The following is a 16,017-nucleotide window of genomic DNA, read 5'->3' as shown; positions in this document are numbered from 1 at the left end:
AATCAGTCGCCCTGGCCGGGTTCGGCGGAGAAATAGAGATCGAGCTTACCTTCGACGCCGTCCATCTCCTTGGCTTCCGGCATCGGGTCACGCTTGATGGTGATATTAGGCCAGATCGCCGCATATTCGGCATTGAGCTTCAGCCATTTGTCGAGGCCCGGCTCCGTATCGGGCTTGATGGCTTCGGCGGGACATTCCGGTTCGCACACACCGCAATCGATGCATTCATCGGGATTGATCGCGAGGAAATTTTCACCCTCGTAAAAGCAGTCGACGGGGCAGACCTCAACGCAATCGGTATATTTGCAGCGGATGCAATTGTCGGTCACGACATATGTCATGATGAACTCCAGAATATGCAGGCCGGGTCTTTGGGCTTCGGAACACAAGCCGTCGCCCGGAATTCAGACAGGGCAATTTCGCAAGTGACGTAATGCCTTTGCTTACAGATAGCAAGGATAAACAATTCTGAAAAAGGGGTGTGACCCGGAGGTTTATTCTAATCTTTGCTTCCGTCGCTGTCAGACAGAAACCTGTCGAGCGCCCTGCGCTCTTTTTTAGTGGGACGCCCGCTGCCCGGCTGGCGCAACGCCTGCTCAAGAGGCGTCATACTGTCGGAAGGTTCCCGTGGCGGCGTCTCGTCCTCATAGAGAAGTCTGGCTTCCTCATAGGGTCCACGCCGTGTTCCGCCGGACTTGACGACGAGTACCTTGTCCATCCGCTCAAAGCCAATCTCCAGCCTGTCCCCCACCTTCAGCATGTGGCTGGGCTGGCGGATGGCAGCACCGTTGACCTTGACGTGGCCCGACTGAATGTAGCTCTGGGCCAGCGAACGGGATTTGGCCATGCGGGCAAAGAACAGCCACTTGTCCAGACGCTGACGCGTGCTTTCGAGTGGCTGTTCGCTGCTTCCCATGGGCTTACTTCTTCAGCTGCTCCTTGAGAGCAGCGAGCTTTGCGAAAGGCGAATCCGGATCGAGCGGCTTTTCCTTGCGCGGCGGCTTGGCTTCGAAGCGCTGCTGACCCTGCGGCTTACCACCACGGTCATTGCGTTCCGGCCGGTCCTTGCGCTCCCCGCGATCGTGACGATCGTTGTTGCGGTTGTTGCCACGGTCCGGACGGCCACCATCGCGCTTGCGCTCGCCGTCGCCGCTGCGATTGGCACTTGCACCGTCACGATTGTCGCGACGGCCTTCACCGCGACGCTCGCCCTGTTCGCGCGCTCCATCACCACGGCCCTGACCGCGATTGCCGGGACGACGGTTTTCGCCACGCTGATTTTCGTTGCGGCCACCCGGACGCCACAGAAGAACGGGCTTGGGCTCGGCGGCCTCAGCGCTTTCCGGCGCAGCCTCGGCTGCGACAACCTCTTCGCTGGCAGCCACCGGCGCCTCGACAGCTTCGCCTTCGACAGTAGCCGCCGTCTCGGACACCTGTTCTTCGGAAGCCGGCTCGTGTTCCTCGGTCTCGACGCTTTCCTCTTCAGCCGTCGCCGCTTCCGCGGCAGCCGGAGCAGAAGCACCGGCGTGGCTGGCGAGGAAGGCCTGTGCCTCTTCCGCCGTCACCTGATCGGCGCGGTAACCGAGGCCCTTGAGAATTTCTTCCATGTCATCAAGCGTCGCGCCGAGAATGGAAAGCATGGCGGTCGTCGTCGTGAAACGGCGACCGTCATAAGCGCCTTCCGGGCGCGGCTGCTGACCGGGTTTCCACTGCAGCAGCGGGCGGATGAGATCGGCCAGACGCTCGAGAATGTCGATACGCACGGCACGCTTTCCGAGGAAGCGGAAACCGGCGAGCTTGTAGAACATACGCTCGAAGCTGGCATCGGTGACGACCGAAGTACGGCCTGCGGCCAGCACCGGAATGAGATCGCCGTAACCCGGCTTTCCAAGGCCATCATTTTTCAAAGCCCAAAGCAGCGTCACAAGCTCCGCCGGAGCGGGCTTGAGAAGTGCGGGCAGGAAAACGTGATAGGCGCCGAAACGCACGCCATAACGGCGCATGGAGGCGCGCGCGTCCTGATCGAGGGACTTCACGTCCTCGGCGACGTCGCGGCGGAACAGCACGCCAAGATTTTCCACGAGCTGGAACGCCAGACCCTTTGCCAGGCCCTGAAGATCTTCTGCGCGGGAAATATCGTCCAGCGGCTTCAGCACGGTCGCAATCTGGTGATTGACGAAACGCTCGACGCGCGCCAGCGCGTGATCACGGGCATTGCCGTTCAGCTGTTCGTCGGCAAGCAGGATCACCCGCGGCTTCATGATGTTGTCGCCGGCCGAAAGCCGGGCAACCGGCTCGCCCAACCAGCGAACCAGACCATCGGAGCTCAAAGCGAGATCGCCGTTTCCACTGGCATGCAGACGCGCGGCGCGCGCCTCGTATTCGAGCGCGAGCGCTTTTTGCGCCGCAGCCTGCACGGCCTTCTGATCCGGCCCTTCCATTCCCGGCACCGGGGTGAACCGGAACCCGGCCAATTGGCCGACGTGATGTCCTTCTACGAAGACATCACCATTTACACTGATTTCAGCTTCAAGCATCGCATTCTCTCTCAGGCGCCTCATGAGCACAGATGTCCTGCGATCAACAAAGCGTTTCGTCAACCTTTCATGTAGCGCATCGGACAATCGATCCTCGATTTCCCGAGTCTTTTCTTGCCAGTGTGTCGGATCGGCAAGCCATCCTGGGCGGTTCGATACATAAGTCCATGTTCTGATCTGCGCAATCCTCGCAGACAAGGTATCGATCTCCCCATCCGTGCGATCGGCGCGACGCACCTGCTCGGCCATGAAATCCTCGTTCACCGCCCCGCGCTTGACGAGATCGAAATAGAGCGTGGAGATGAGGTCGGCATGCTGTGCGGGGGCGATGCGGCGATAATCGGGCAGCGCGCAGGCCTCCCAGAGTTTTTCCACCCGCACATCCGTCGTGGTCACGTCGATGATTTCAGGGTAACGCGACAGATATTCCAGCGCCTGCTGGTCGATGGCCGGCAGGGCGCGCGAAAGCCCCTGGATCGTCGGCGCGGCGTCAAGGCTCGCGCGCAGATTGGCGATGGAGGAAAAATCGAAATTTTTCGTCCGCCACTGCAGCACCTTCACCGCATCGAACTGATGGGTTTCGATCCGCTCGACCAATTCGTCATCGAACGGATCGACACGCCCCGTCACGCCAAACGTACCGTCGCGAAGATGGCGGCCAGCGCGGCCGGCGATCTGACCGATCTCGCCGGGATTGAGATTACGGAACTGATAACCGTCGAATTTGCGGTCCTGCGCAAAGGCGACATGGTCGACATCGAGGTTGAGTCCCATACCGATGGCGTCCGTAGCGACAAGATATTCGACGTCGCCCGACTGGTAGAGGCCTACCTGCGCATTGCGCGTGCGCGGCGAAAGCGCGCCCAGCACCACAGCCGCGCCGCCGCGCTGGCGGCGCACCAGTTCAGCGATGGCATAAACCTCATCGGCGGAAAAGGCGACGATCGCCGTGCGTTGCGGCAGGCGGGTGATCTTCTTCTGACCCGCATAAAAGAGTTGAGACAGGCGCGGCCGCTCGACCACGGTTATTCCCGGCAGCAGTTTTTCAAGGATAGGGCGCATCGTGCCCGCGCCGAGCAGCAGCGTTTCCTCCCGCCCGCGCAGATGCAGCACCCGGTCGGTGAAGATATGCCCGCGTTCGAGATCGCCCGCCAACTGCACCTCGTCTATCGCAACGAAGGCGGCCGTCGTCTCACGCGGCATGGCTTCCACCGTGCAGACGGAGTATTTGGCTTTGGGAGGCGCGATTTTTTCTTCGCCGGTAATCAGCGCCACATTCGGCGCACCCACTTTTTCAACTAGGCGGGTATAGACCTCCCGCGCCAGAAGACGCAGCGGCAGGCCAATGACACCGCTTCCATGCGCGACCATCCGCTCGATCGCGTAATGGGTCTTGCCGGTATTGGTGGGGCCGAGAACGGCCGTGACACCGCGGCCGCTCAGGATCATGGGGCGAAAATTCAACGTACTATCCGCGAATCGACTTCATCTGCTTGCTTTGCCGCCCGACATTGCTAATGGGCCGCAGGCCTCACACATGGCAACGCCCGCAGCCAAAGGCAATAGGCCTCACCCGCAAAGTGGCGCGGGGCGACCAGTCGACGGAATTTTCCTTTCAGATTCAGCCAGTTGAACAAACAAAAAGAATCCGGCAAAAATGAAATCGATTCGGCTGCGGAACAGTCTGCGAACGAATCGAATACGAATCGCTGACTCGATGGGATTCAGCTTTTGTTCTCCGCAATATCTGGTTGGTCAGAGCGCAGACCATACCAGATTGTGAATCCGGATAAGTCCTTGGCCGGATTCGGCTTTACGGCAAAGCCACCGGGCAGAAAATCCCGGAATCGGCTGTCAAGCGGCAATCCCGGAAAAACCGATCCGAAACATGCATGAGGGACTGGATCAGAGCGCCTCGCCGGCAAGCAGACGCGGCGCATTCGCATCCGTCGTGCCGGCCGCCTGACCGATGAAATAGGATTTGAGACCCGGCAAACGATCCACGACCCCGAGACCGAAATCGCGCATGATACGGATAGGGCCAATATCGTTGGAGAAAAGCCGGTTCAGCACATCCGTCGTCACGCCCATCCGCAACGTGTCGAAGCGCCGCCAGGACTGATAGCGCTCCAAAACGTTGAGTGAGCCGATATCGAGGCCGAGCCGGTCGGCCTCGACCACGGTTTCGGCGAGAGCCGCCACGTCCTTGAAGCCGAGATTGAGGCCCTGCCCGGAAATCGGGTGAATGCCGTGCGCCGCATCGCCCGCAAGCGCGAAACGCGGCGCAACGAAAGAACGCGCCAGCGTCAGCCCCAATGGGAAAGCGCGGCGGGGGCCGACCGGACGAAGAGGACCGAGCTTGTGACCGAACCGGCGTTCCAGCTCTTCCTCGAACACCAGGTCGTCGGAAGCCACCAGCCTGTCGGCATCGGCCGTGCGTTCGGTCCAGACGAGCGAAGAGCGGTTTCCCTTCAGCGGCAGGATGGCGAAGGGCCCCGATGGCAGGAAATGCTCCTCGGCGCAGCCCTCATGCGGCCGCTCATGCTCAACGGTCGTCACGATACCGGACTGATCGTAAGCCCAGTGCACGGTCTTGATTCCGGCCATGTCCCTGAGCGCGGAGCGAACGCCGTCACAGGCAATCAGCAATCGCGCTTCGAGCGTCGATCCGTCGGAGAGGCGAATGGCCGTCGATTGCGGACCCGCGGTAAAATCGGAAACACTGACACTGTGACGGATTTTTATGTCAAGACGCTCGCAAAGGCCTCGCAATGCGCCCACAAGAGCAACGTTCGGAACCATATGGGCAAACGGCCTGCCTTCTTCCACGGCGCCGTCGAAAGTCAGGAACACGGGACGCACCGGATCGGCGGTCTTCGAATCGGTGACGATCATCTTGTGTATTGGCTGGGCTTCCGGCTCGATCTCGTTCCATATGCCGAAAACATCGAGCATCCGGGTGGCCGCTGCTATGATGGCGGATGCACGAACGTCCTTTGCCCAGACATCCTCGGGAGCGGCCTCAACCACCTGCACATCGAGATGCCGGGCCGCCTGCTTGATTGCGACAGCAACGGAAAGACCGACATATCCGCCGCCTGCCACCACTACGTCCAGCATCGCGCTTCTCCTCAAATCTTGTGCACGCATCATCCGGGCACTATAGACCATGTGACGTATTCCTACAGCCGGAGCAGGCCGAAAAAATGTCGCATCCCTCGCAAACGTCAGATCCGATGGCCAATCTCATCGCCACACTCGATCTTGAGAAGCTGGAAGAGAACCTGTTCCGGGGCGAAAGCCCGCAGATCGGCTGGCAGCGGGTTTTCGGCGGCCAGGTCATCGCGCAGGCACTGATTGCCGCGCAAAGGACCGTGGATGACGACCGTTTCGTGCATTCGCTGCATGCCTATTTCATGCGTCCCGGCGATCCGCTGGTGCCTATCGTCTACCAAGTGGAACGCATCCGCGACGGCGCGAGCTTCTGCACACGCCGCGTGGTCGCCATTCAGCATGGCAAAGCCATTTTTTCCATGTCGGCCTCGTTTCAGATTTTCGAGGATGGTTTCGACCATCAGATCAAAATGCCTGACGTGACGCCGCCCGAAAAACTGATGAGCGAAGAGCAGATGCAGGCGGCCTTTCTTGCCAAGGCACCCGCTTCTATCCGCAAATACTGGAGCAACAAGCGGCCGATAGAGATACGGCCGGTTTCCCTGACCCACTATATTTCCAAGGAAAAACTCGAGCCGCAACAGGATATCTGGGTTCGCGCCGTCGGTGATGTGCCGGATGATCCGCGTCTGCAGTCGGCCATTCTCGCTTATCTCTCAGATATGACCCTACTCGACACCTCGCTCTACGCCCATGGAACAACGATCTTCGATCCCTCCATTCAGGTGGCTAGCATCGATCACGCCATGTGGTTCCATCGCCCCTGCCGTCTAGACGACTGGCTGCTTTACACACAGGATAGCCCCAGCGCTTCCGGCGCACGCGGTTTGACCCGTGGCAATATTTTCACCAGACAGGGTGAACTGGTCGCCTCGGTGGCGCAGGAGGGTTTGATCCGCAAAAGGGCAAATGATTAAATAATGTGCTTTTTTCTAAAATCGCACATTTAATAGACGCAAATTTTGGCGACAAATGCTCCTTTTTCAGACGTCTTTCATATAAGTTTTATATTTCAATAGGTTAGATACACACTCAAAACTGGCACGCCCTTTGAATGTATGTCCGCAGTCGCTGTTACTGATCTGCCAGCGGCAGGAGAGTCGGCTCCGTGCCGAGGACAAAACAAAGGATGGGAAACCAGATGAAAATTGTGATGGCCATTATCAAGCCGTTCAAGCTGGATGAAGTGCGCGAAGCGCTCACCGGCGTCGGCATCCAGGGCCTGACCGTGACCGAGGTAAAGGGTTACGGACGCCAGAAGGGGCATACCGAGATTTATCGCGGCACGGAATATGCGGTGAGCTTCCTTCCCAAGCTGAAGATCGAGATCGCAGTTCCATCCGACGTCGTCGACAAGGCCGTTGAGGCGATCGCATCTGCGGCAAAGACCGGGCAGATCGGTGACGGCAAGATCTTCGTTTACTCTATCGAACAGGCCGTGCGCATCCGTACCGGCGAAACCAACACAGAAGCGCTTTGAAGCACGGCTGACAGGGGAGTTTTCTAGCTATGCAACTCAACAAGTTTTCAACGCTCGGCAAGCTGGGCGCCGCAGCGGCGGCCCTGATGGCTCCGGCCATCGCCTTCGCCCAGGACGCCGCGCCGGCAGCAGCCGCAGCGCCCGTTCCGGAAAAAGCCGACACCGCATTCATGTATGTCGCGACGATCCTCGTGCTTTTCATGATCATTCCGGGTCTGGCCCTGTTTTACGGCGGTCTCGTCCGCACCAAGAACATGCTCTCCGTTCTCATGCAGTGCACGGTTGTCGGCGCAGTCATGATGCTCGTCTGGGTCATCTACGGTTACTCCTTCGCCTTTGGCGGCGGCACCGGCCCCTATTTCGGCGGCTTCGGCAAGCTGTTCCTGTCGGGCGTTTCGCTTGACAGCACGTCTGCGACCTTTTCCGAAGGCGTGGTGATCTACGAATACACCTTCATCGCCTTCCAGATGACCTTTGCGGCCATCACGCCGGCGCTGATCGTCGGCGCCTTTGCAGAGCGCGTGAAGTTCTCCGCCGTCATTCTGTTCACCATCCTGTGGGCCACCTTCGTTTATTTCCCGATCGCTCACATGGTCTGGGACGCAAACGGCCTGATCTTCGGCATGGGTGCTCTCGACTTCGCCGGCGGCACCGTCGTTCACATCAATGCCGGTATCGCAGGCCTGATCGGCGCGATCATGGTCGGCAAGCGCACCGGCTTCGGCAAGGACATGATGGCCCCTCACTCCATGACGCTCACTCTCGTCGGTGCAGCCATGCTGTGGTTCGGCTGGTTCGGCTTCAACGCCGGTTCCAACCTCGAAGCATCGGGCGGTGCGGTTCTCGCAACCATGAACACCTTCCTCGCAACTGCGGCCGCCATCGTTTCCTGGTCGCTGGTTGAAAGCTTCACCCGCGGCAAGGCCTCCATGCTTGGCGCCGCCTCGGGCATGATCGCCGGCCTCGTCGCCGTCACCCCCGCCGCCGGCTCCGTCGGCCCGATGGGCGCCATCGTTCTCGGCCTCATCGTCTCACCGATCTGCTACTTCTTCGTCTCCGTGGTGAAGAACAAGTTCGGTTATGACGACACTGCCGACGTCTTCGGCGTCCACGGCATTGGCGGCATCATCGGCGCTCTCGGCACCGGCATCTTCACCTCACCGCTGCTTGGCGGCACGGGCAAGGAAGATTTCTCCATCGCCTCGCAGGTCTGGACGCAGTTCGTCGCCGTCGCCATCACCATCGTCTGGTGCGCCATCGTCTCCGCGATCCTCTACAAAATCGTCGACGTGATCGTCGGTCTGCGGGTTCCGGTCGAAGCTGAACGCGAAGGTCTCGACCTCGCAACCCACGGCGAAGCCGCCTATCATTCCTGATATCCGGGAAAAGGGGTTCTCCATCCCCTCTCCCAAAAGAAGGCCCGCTCCGGCGGGCCTTTTTCTTTGCCATAAATCCGAAGCGCTTCAAAAAACCGCATGGTTAACACGACATTAACCAGCAAGCGGTTAGTTTTCCCTGTCAATCCGGGATCAGGTCTCTTGCCGGATCTTGCCGAAACCACAAAACAACGGGTTCAGGGACATGGGCAGAATGCATTCTCCGACATTCGATGGTCGTCACACGCGCTTCGTGTTGACGGCGTTTTTCGTACGTCAGATCATGGCTCTCGCCGGTTTCGCTCTGCTGGCCACGATTGCACTGGGCATCGCAGCGCTCGCGACATGGAATGTCGCGGATCCGAGCCTTTCCTATGCGACAGGAAACCAGCCCACCAATCTTCTGGGCTATGGCGGTGCGATTTTCGCCGATATCGTGATGCAGTTCCTCGGGCTTTCTGCAATCATCTCCCTCCTGCCCGTCATCGCCTGGGCGATCGCGCTGATCGCCGGCCACAAATTCCACCGCATACCCGCGCGCCTCGTAGCCTGGGTCGCAGGCACCATCGTCTGCGCCGCCTCGCTCGGCTGTTTTCCGGCCCCCGTGACATGGCCGCTGCCGAACGGCATCGGCGGCGTGATCGGAGACATGATCCTGCGTTTTCCCGCCCTTTTCATCGGTGCTTACCCCACCGGCACGATCGCCACGGTACTGGGTGTCATATTTGCGGCGCCTGCCGCATGGCTGATGCTTTTTGCCGCCGGTGTCGTTGGCGGTCTGGATGACGAGCTGGAACGCGAAGAAGCGGCTCCCGTCGCCACCAGCAAGGCCCGCGCAGCCCGTGAGGCCGAGGAGGATGATGAAGACGACGGCGAGGGGTTCTTTGCCAATATGCTCGCCTTCGGCGCGCTGGCGCATTACTGGTATATCACCCAGGCGCGCTTCCGCCGCCTGTTCGGTTTGAAGTCTAAATCCCTGCACGATGAATTCGAGCATCCTTATGACTTCAACGAATATGAATTCGGCACGCTGAACGAACCCTCACGCCTCAAGACCGCGATCAACCGCCTCGACCAGCGCGCGGAACCGTCTTTCGAAGAACGCGCCGCATCGCGTCGCCAGATGTCACCTCCCTCCATCGCGCTCGATCATGACGAGGACATGGATGACGAATCACGCTTCGACGCGGATGGACGCCGGCTGCCGGACGGCATTCTCTCCGACGACGAAACCGACCAGAAATTCACCGCCAGACAGGCGCCTGGTCGCGGGCAGACCAGAATAACCGCCCCTTCCGCACGCCCGAAACCCAGCGAACGCGTGGCGCGCGAAGCCCAAGCCTCCTTCATCGCCGCCGACGGCTTCCAGCTCCCCACCGTCCATCTTCTGGCAGAGCCTAAGAACGTCGTTCGCGACAATATGTTGAGCGAGGAAGTGCTGGAACAGAACGCCCGCCTTCTGGAAGGCGTTCTCGAGGATTTCGGCGTCAAGGGAGAAATCATTCATGTCCGCCCCGGTCCGGTCGTCACGCTCTACGAACTGGAACCGGCACCCGGCATCAAGTCCTCGCGCGTCATCGGCCTTGCCGATGACATCGCCCGCTCCATGAGCGCGATTGCCGCCCGTGTCGCCGTCGTTCCCGGCCGCAACGCCATCGGCATCGAACTGCCGAACCAGACACGCGAAACCGTCTTCCTGCGGGAACTGATCGGCAGCCGCGATTTCGAAAACAGCAAGGCCAAACTCGCCATGGCGCTCGGCAAGACCATCGGCGGTGAACCCGTCATCGCCGATCTTGCCAAGATGCCGCATCTGCTCGTCGCCGGCACCACCGGCTCGGGCAAGTCGGTCGCCATCAACACCATGATCCTGTCGCTGCTTTACCGCATGTCGCCGGAACAGTGCCGCCTGATCATGATCGACCCGAAAATGCTCGAACTGTCGATCTATGACGGCATTCCGCATCTGCTCTCTCCCGTCGTTACCGATCCGAAAAAGGCCGTCGTGGCGCTGAAATGGACAGTGCGCGAGATGGAAGAGCGCTACAAGAAGATGTCGAAGATCGGCGTGCGCAATATCGACGGCTTCAACAGCCGCGTGCAGCAGGCGCTCGACAAGGGCGAAATCCTCACTCGCACGGTGCAGACCGGCTTCGACCGCCAGACCGGCGAGGCGATATACGAGACGGAAGAATTCGATCTGAAGCCCCTGCCTTACATCGTCGTCATCATCGACGAAATGGCCGACCTTATGATGGTCGCCGGCAAGGACATCGAAGGCGCGGTGCAGCGCCTGGCGCAAATGGCGCGCGCCGCCGGCATCCATGTCATTATGGCAACCCAGCGCCCCTCCGTCGACGTCATCACCGGCACGATCAAGGCCAACTTCCCGACCCGAATCTCCTTCCAGGTCACGTCGAAGATCGACAGCCGCACAATCCTCGGAGAGCAGGGCGCCGAACAGCTGCTCGGCATGGGTGACATGCTCTATATGGCAGGCGGCGGGCGCATCCAGCGCGTACACGGTCCCTTCGTTTCCGACAACGAGGTGGAAGAGATCGTCGCCTATCTGAAGACGCAAGGCGCACCGGAATATCTGGAAGCGATTACCGAGGAAGATGACGAGGAAGGCAATGGCGGCGGCCCGGCCGGTGCCGGCAATTTCTCCGATTCCGAAGACCCATACGATCAGGCCGTGGCCGTCGTGCTTCGAGATGGCAAAGCCTCCACCTCCTACGTGCAGCGGCGCCTCGGCATCGGTTACAACCGCGCCGCCTCGCTGATTGAGCGCATGGAGCAGGAAGGCATCATCGGCCCCGCCAACCACGCCGGAAAACGCGAGATCCTCGTGCCGACGGAAGCAGACATCATCGAGCGGTAACGTCCGCAACCAAGCGGGGCGAAGAAGCGTTATTACACGCTTTCAACGTCATGAAGCCGCCGCCTTTTATGGGGACAATCGCTGCGATGAAGGAGAATAGAATGAACGACCTCACCACCGGCGAAACGGCCAACGCAGACACACCGCAAAACGGCGTGACGCGTCGTGGCGTCCTGACGGCATTTTCCATGGCCGCAATCATGGCCAGCCTGTCTCCGCTTGACGCTTTCGCCCAGGCGGCCGGCAATACCGCGACAGCGCAGAAAATCGCCAATCACTTCTCGTCGGTCAAAACCATGATGGGGGAATTCGTCCAGTTCGGCCCGCGCGGGGAACAGACCGGCGGAAAATTCTACATCGAACGCCCCGGCAAACTCCGCTTCAATTATGAAGACCCCTCGCCCATGCGTGTCATCTCCGACGGCAAGAATGTCGTCATCGGCAATATGAAGCTGAAGACGTGGGACCTTTATCCGCTTTCCAAAACGCCCCTCAGCCTGCTTCTTTCCGACAAGATCGATCTCAGTAACCAGAAGGTTCGGAACGTGAAGGAAGAATCCGACCTGACCACCATCGTACTGGGCGACAAGAGCGTCTTCGGTGATTCCACTATTACCCTGATGTTCGATCCGAAGACCTTCGATCTGAGGCAATGGACCACGACCGATGCCCAGAACAAGGACACGACCGTCATGATCTTCAACGTCCAGACCGGCGTGAACCTTGATGAGCGTGTCTTCAGCATCAATTACGAGGAAGTCCGCAGAGGCGGCTGACACATAAAAGCCGGTGGAAATTTTTCGAGAGGCGGCCCTGCGGTCGCCTTTTTCATTTTACCGCTAAAATACATTCCCGTTTTCGTCACGATGTTATAAGCCTGCGCCCCGGAAACTTGTCCCCGAACCGTGCGGTTTGCGGCAATAAAAGCGGAGCGGATGCATGTCGTTTTCGATAACCACCTGGAACATCAACTCGGTCAGGCTCAGAATGCCGATCGTTGAGCAGTTTCTGGTACGCTACAAACCGGACATTCTCTGCCTGCAGGAAACGAAATGCCCGAATGGCGAGTTTCCGATGAAGCCGCTGAAGGCGCTCGGTTATGAGCATGTCATCATCCATGGCCAGAAGGGCTATCACGGTGTCGCCATCGCCTCGAGGATCCCGCTGACCGAAGATCACCGACAGGACTATTGCGGTATCGGCGACGCACGCCACATTTCCGCAATTTTTGAGGTCGGATCGCGTCGCGTGCGGCTGCATAATTTCTACGTTCCTGCTGGCGGCGACGAGCCGGATCGGTCGATCAACCCGAAATTCGGCCACAAGCTCGATTTCATCGAGGAAATGAAGGCACTGCGCGCCGATGGCGTGCCCGGCACCTCCTCCATTCTCGTCGGCGACCTCAACATCGCGCCGCTCGAAAATGACGTCTGGTCGCACAAGCAGCTTTTGAAGATCGTCAGCCATACACCCGTCGAAACCGAAGGCATGCTGGATATCATGAGGAAGGGCAACTGGCTCGATCTGATGCGCCTGAATGTGCCGGAGACGGAAAAGATCTATACGTGGTGGAGCTACCGCGCCAAGGATTGGGAAGCTGCCGACCGCGGTCGCCGTCTCGACCATATCTGGTCCTCACAGGATCTCGGTTCCTCGCTTGAAAAAATCGAGATATTGCGTGAAGCCCGTGGCTGGAACCGACCATCGGACCACGTCCCCGTCACGGCCCATTTCCGCTTCTGAACGATAGAGTTTGCGTCACACGAAGCGGTTCTGCAAACGGGCCGCACCCGCCGCCAGCGCCGCGATATTGTCGCGAATGCGCGCCGACACGATATCGGCAACCTCCGGAAACTCCTCCACCAGCCGGTGAAAGAGGATGCGCGTTATCCGGATGACTTCGGAATCTTCCACTGCAATGGCGGTGAACTTCCTTTCACAGAGGGTAAAAAGCGCCAACTCCGAAAGCAACGCACCCTTGCCAGGCGTCGCCTGCAACAGGGGTTTGCCATCTCTTCCAGCCGTGAAAAGTTCGAAATGACCCGATGTCACGGCAAAGGCGCATTCTGCCGGCGAATGTTCCCGGAACAATGTCTGCCCTGCCGACACCCGGCGGCGTTCCGCACCGAAGGCGATGAGCCGCAACTGATCGTCACTGAACCCAGCAAATAACGGCACTTGCCCCAGCAGAATAATATCGTCCGTCAAGGCCATGTCGATCACTACTCCGGAAAGCTGCCTGCATCACTATAGCGGTTTTCCAATATCGGTCCTCAAAATACAAGACGTTGAAACGCCACGCATCTTTTCAGAAGGCGCGGCGTGAGTTTTGCAGCGATGACAGAGCCTCGTCTCAGGGAACGATCTTGTAACCACCGTTCTCGGTCACCAGGATTTCGGCGTTGGAGGGATCCCGTTCGATCTTCTGGCGCAGACGATAGACATGCGTTTCGAGCGTATGCGTCGTCACACCGGAATTGTAACCCCAGACCTCTTCCAGCAGCACATCGCGCGTTACCACCGTGCTGCCGGCGCGGTAGAGATAACGGATGATGGCCGCTTCCTTTTCCGTCAGACGAATTTTCTTGCCGTCTTCAGTCGTCAGCAGCTTCTGGCTAGGCTTGAACTGATAGGGACCGACGGTGAAAACCGCGTCCTCGCTCTGTTCATACTGGCGCAGTTGGGCCCGGATGCGCGCAAGCAGCACGGCGAAGCGGAACGGCTTCGTCACGTAATCATTGGCGCCTGCTTCCAGCCCGAGAATCGTATCGGAATCGGTGTCGTGCCCGGTGAGCATGATGATCGGTGCCTTGAAGCCGCCCTTGCGCAACAGCTTTACCGCCTCGCGGCCGTCCATGTCCGGAAGGCCGACATCCATGATCAAAAGATCGACCTGGGCGGTCTTGGCGGTCTGAATGGCCTGTGCGGCATTGGCGCCGTTGAGCAGCGAGAATTCCTCATAGGGAGACAATTGCTCGGTCAGCGTCTCCCGAAGATCGTCGTCGTCGTCCACCAGAAGGATAGTGCGAGCCGTCATTCGGATTCTCAGCCTTTCTTACTTTAGCGCATCGGCCCAAAAATCAGGCTCGATTTTCGAGAAGCACGATACGTAGTTTAAAAGAGTTAGAGCGTCGCTTACGCATCCCAAAAGAGGCCCGGCGCTCTAATTATCAGCCAATTCAGCGGTTTGCCGATGAAAGGTCAACCCATTGCCATGATATAACGAAGTGCTATGACTTCACGTTAAATAACCTGCAAAGCAAAATCTCGTGAAAAACATGAGCACACAGCCCGTAAGACAACGTAAACGCGCATCGACGCTCATGGTTCGGCCAGCTCCCTCGAAAATCAGTCGCGCCATAGTCCAACTCGGGCACCTCAACTTTCCCGCAGCGATCGGCCGCAACGGCCGCACCGCATTGAAACGCGAAGGAGATGGAAAGTCTCCCATCTCCACCATCGGCCTGATGCACGGGTTTTACCGCGGCGACCGCCTTACCGGCATCGTCACGGCATTGCCGATGCAGCGAACACGCAAGTCCATGCTGTGGTGCGACGAGCCCCGCAGCCCGAATTACAACCGGCTGGTTAACGCGCCCTTCGCCCCGAGCCATGAAGAGATGATGCGAAACGACAGCCTCTACGACGTCTGCCTGGTACTCGACTGGAACATCACCTCGAGAAGCCGCAACCGCGGCTCGGCGATCTTCATGCATCTTATCAGACCGGGATATGAGCCGACCGCAGGCTGTGTCGCCCTCCATACCCGTGATATGCGGCGCATCCTGCCGCATCTGCGCAAAGGCACGAAAATCCGCATCCTGTGAATTTCAGACCGCAACCGGGCAACAAAAAACCCGCCATCAAGGCGGGTTTTTTTAGAGGGAAAAAGCCGGTTATTAAGCGGCTTCGTCCTGAGAATCGTCCTCTTCGACGGTCTTGCCGCGCTTGGGGCCCTTGGCAAGGTTGACTTCCACCAGGCGAACAGCCTCGGTTTCAGACATCTTGTTGACGGCGGCGATTTCGCGCGCCATGCGGTCGAGAGCAGCTTCATAAAGCTGACGCTCGGAATAAGACTGCTCCGGCTGGTTTTCCGCACGATAGAGATCGCGCACGACTTCCGCAATCGCGATGAGATCGCCGGAATTGATCTTTGCATCATATTCCTGCGCGCGGCGCGACCACATGGTCCGCTTCACACGCGCCTTGCCCTGCACCACTTTCAGCGCCCGCTCGACAAAATCGCCTTCGGAAAGCTTGCGCATGCCGATGCTGACGGCTTTGGCGACAGGAACTTTAAGACGCATCTTGTCTTTTTCGAAATCAATGACAAAAAGCTCAAGCTTCATGCCGGCGACTTCTTGTTCCTCGATGGCAGAAATGGTACCGACACCATGAGCGGGATACACAATCGCTTCACCGGTCTTGAAACCGTGATGTGCTGGAGATTTCTTCTGCTGGGTCGTCATTCGTTCTAAAAACTCCCTGTTACATACCCGGGGATGCCGGGGTTGGGTCGGTCAGGCCCTGATGAGACGGGGGAACCGTCAGGTGACTCCGCACTGGTCC

General features: G+C 59.0%; 14 protein-coding genes. 7 read left to right on the top strand and 7 right to left on the bottom strand.

Annotated elements, in window-relative coordinates; translation table 11 throughout:
• Positions 1 to 2: 2 nt before the first annotated feature.
• From fdxA to PL599_RS16975, 4 genes are all read right to left on the bottom strand, one after another.
• A complete protein-coding gene (gene fdxA / locus PL599_RS16990; RefSeq protein WP_035222116.1) occupies positions 3 to 341 on the bottom strand; it encodes a ferredoxin FdxA in 339 nt (112 codons plus the stop codon).
• A gap of 158 nt (positions 342 to 499) precedes the next feature.
• Positions 500 to 916, bottom strand: a complete 417-nt coding sequence (locus PL599_RS16985) for an RNA-binding S4 domain-containing protein (RefSeq protein WP_077981306.1) — start codon at positions 914 to 916, stop codon at positions 500 to 502.
• Positions 917 to 920: 4 nt separating this feature from the next.
• The gene (locus PL599_RS16980) at positions 921 to 3,986 is read right to left on the bottom strand and encodes a helicase-related protein (RefSeq protein ID WP_077981305.1); all 3,066 of its coding nucleotides are present in this window, start codon (positions 3,984 to 3,986) and stop codon (positions 921 to 923) included.
• Between the two features lie 456 nt (positions 3,987 to 4,442).
• The gene (locus tag PL599_RS16975; RefSeq protein WP_416172504.1) at positions 4,443 to 5,717 is read right to left on the bottom strand and encodes a ubiquinone biosynthesis hydroxylase; all 1,275 of its coding nucleotides are present in this window, start codon (positions 5,715 to 5,717) and stop codon (positions 4,443 to 4,445) included.
• Positions 5,718 to 5,743: 26 nt separating this feature from the next.
• Here PL599_RS16975 and tesB point away from each other — a divergent pair, with 26 nt between their 5' ends.
• The 6 genes from tesB to PL599_RS16945 all read left to right on the top strand — a co-directional run bounded on the left by tesB (position 5,744) and on the right by PL599_RS16945 (position 13,191).
• Positions 5,744 to 6,628 (top strand): acyl-CoA thioesterase II, encoded by an 885-nt coding sequence (gene tesB, locus PL599_RS16970; RefSeq protein WP_269824799.1) that lies wholly within the window; start codon positions 5,744 to 5,746, stop codon positions 6,626 to 6,628.
• Between the two features lie 212 nt (positions 6,629 to 6,840).
• Positions 6,841 to 7,191 carry a P-II family nitrogen regulator gene (locus PL599_RS16965; RefSeq protein WP_004444057.1) on the top strand — a complete coding sequence of 117 codons (351 nt, stop codon included), beginning with the start codon at positions 6,841 to 6,843 and terminating at the stop codon, positions 7,189 to 7,191.
• 29 nt (positions 7,192 to 7,220) lie between these two features.
• Positions 7,221 to 8,567 carry an ammonium transporter gene (locus tag PL599_RS16960; protein WP_089153197.1) on the top strand — a complete coding sequence of 449 codons (1,347 nt, stop codon included), beginning with the start codon at positions 7,221 to 7,223 and terminating at the stop codon, positions 8,565 to 8,567.
• A 214-nt stretch (positions 8,568 to 8,781) separates the two neighbouring features.
• Positions 8,782 to 11,448 (top strand): FtsK/SpoIIIE family DNA translocase, encoded by a 2,667-nt coding sequence (locus tag PL599_RS16955; RefSeq protein WP_269824798.1) that lies wholly within the window; start codon positions 8,782 to 8,784, stop codon positions 11,446 to 11,448.
• A 50-nt stretch (positions 11,449 to 11,498) separates the two neighbouring features.
• Positions 11,499 to 12,224: an outer membrane lipoprotein carrier protein LolA gene (locus tag PL599_RS16950; RefSeq protein WP_162520498.1), complete on the top strand. Its 726-nt coding sequence runs from the start codon at positions 11,499 to 11,501 to the stop codon at positions 12,222 to 12,224.
• Between the two features lie 163 nt (positions 12,225 to 12,387).
• Positions 12,388 to 13,191, top strand: a complete 804-nt coding sequence (locus tag PL599_RS16945; RefSeq protein ID WP_137412327.1) for an exodeoxyribonuclease III — start codon at positions 12,388 to 12,390, stop codon at positions 13,189 to 13,191.
• Positions 13,192 to 13,206: 15 nt separating this feature from the next.
• Here the strand turns inward: PL599_RS16945 and PL599_RS16940 are convergent, their stop codons facing one another.
• Positions 13,207 to 13,662 (bottom strand): cyclic nucleotide-binding domain-containing protein, encoded by a 456-nt coding sequence (locus PL599_RS16940; RefSeq protein WP_006310945.1) that lies wholly within the window; start codon positions 13,660 to 13,662, stop codon positions 13,207 to 13,209.
• Between the two features lie 139 nt (positions 13,663 to 13,801).
• On the bottom strand, positions 13,802 to 14,485 hold the full coding sequence (locus PL599_RS16935; RefSeq protein ID WP_077981300.1) for a response regulator transcription factor: 684 nt from the start codon (positions 14,483 to 14,485) through the stop codon (positions 13,802 to 13,804).
• A 286-nt stretch (positions 14,486 to 14,771) separates the two neighbouring features.
• On the opposite strand from PL599_RS16935, the gene PL599_RS16930 reads away from it, so the two are divergent.
• Positions 14,772 to 15,275 (top strand): L,D-transpeptidase family protein, encoded by a 504-nt coding sequence (locus PL599_RS16930; protein ID WP_269824797.1) that lies wholly within the window; start codon positions 14,772 to 14,774, stop codon positions 15,273 to 15,275.
• 72 nt (positions 15,276 to 15,347) lie between these two features.
• Here PL599_RS16930 and PL599_RS16925 read toward each other — a convergent pair whose 3' ends face one another.
• Entirely contained in the window at positions 15,348 to 15,917 is a 570-nt protein-coding gene (locus PL599_RS16925) for a CarD family transcriptional regulator (protein WP_003505223.1), read from the bottom strand.
• Between the last annotated feature and the right edge of the window lie 100 nt (positions 15,918 to 16,017).

It is taken from the genome of Agrobacterium sp. ST15.16.055 (genome assembly GCF_027956555.1).
Classification (GTDB): domain Bacteria; phylum Pseudomonadota; class Alphaproteobacteria; order Rhizobiales; family Rhizobiaceae; genus Agrobacterium; species Agrobacterium salinitolerans.
This window is presented reverse-complemented; position numbering and strand designations above follow the sequence as displayed.

Coding starts and splice junctions, on each gene's coding strand:
- tesB (WP_269824799.1), top strand. CDS start 5,744: ATGTCGCATCCCTCGCAAACGTCAGATCCGATGGCCAATCTCATCGCC.
- PL599_RS16955 (WP_269824798.1), top strand. CDS start 8,782: ATGCATTCTCCGACATTCGATGGTCGTCACACGCGCTTCGTGTTGACG.
- PL599_RS16960 (WP_089153197.1), top strand. CDS start 7,221: ATGCAACTCAACAAGTTTTCAACGCTCGGCAAGCTGGGCGCCGCAGCG.
- PL599_RS16930 (WP_269824797.1), top strand. CDS start 14,772: ATGGTTCGGCCAGCTCCCTCGAAAATCAGTCGCGCCATAGTCCAACTC.
- PL599_RS16950 (WP_162520498.1), top strand. CDS start 11,499: ATGAAGCCGCCGCCTTTTATGGGGACAATCGCTGCGATGAAGGAGAAT.
- PL599_RS16965 (WP_004444057.1), top strand. CDS start 6,841: ATGGGAAACCAGATGAAAATTGTGATGGCCATTATCAAGCCGTTCAAG.
- PL599_RS16935 (WP_077981300.1), bottom strand. CDS start 14,485: ATGACGGCTCGCACTATCCTTCTGGTGGACGACGACGACGATCTTCGG.
- PL599_RS16980 (WP_077981305.1), bottom strand. CDS start 3,986: ATGATCCTGAGCGGCCGCGGTGTCACGGCCGTTCTCGGCCCCACCAAT.
- PL599_RS16925 (WP_003505223.1), bottom strand. CDS start 15,917: ATGACGACCCAGCAGAAGAAATCTCCAGCACATCACGGTTTCAAGACC.
- fdxA (WP_035222116.1), bottom strand. CDS start 341: ATGACATATGTCGTGACCGACAATTGCATCCGCTGCAAATATACCGAT.
- PL599_RS16985 (WP_077981306.1), bottom strand. CDS start 916: ATGGGAAGCAGCGAACAGCCACTCGAAAGCACGCGTCAGCGTCTGGAC.
- PL599_RS16945 (WP_137412327.1), top strand. CDS start 12,388: ATGTCGTTTTCGATAACCACCTGGAACATCAACTCGGTCAGGCTCAGA.
- PL599_RS16940 (WP_006310945.1), bottom strand. CDS start 13,662: ATGGCCTTGACGGACGATATTATTCTGCTGGGGCAAGTGCCGTTATTT.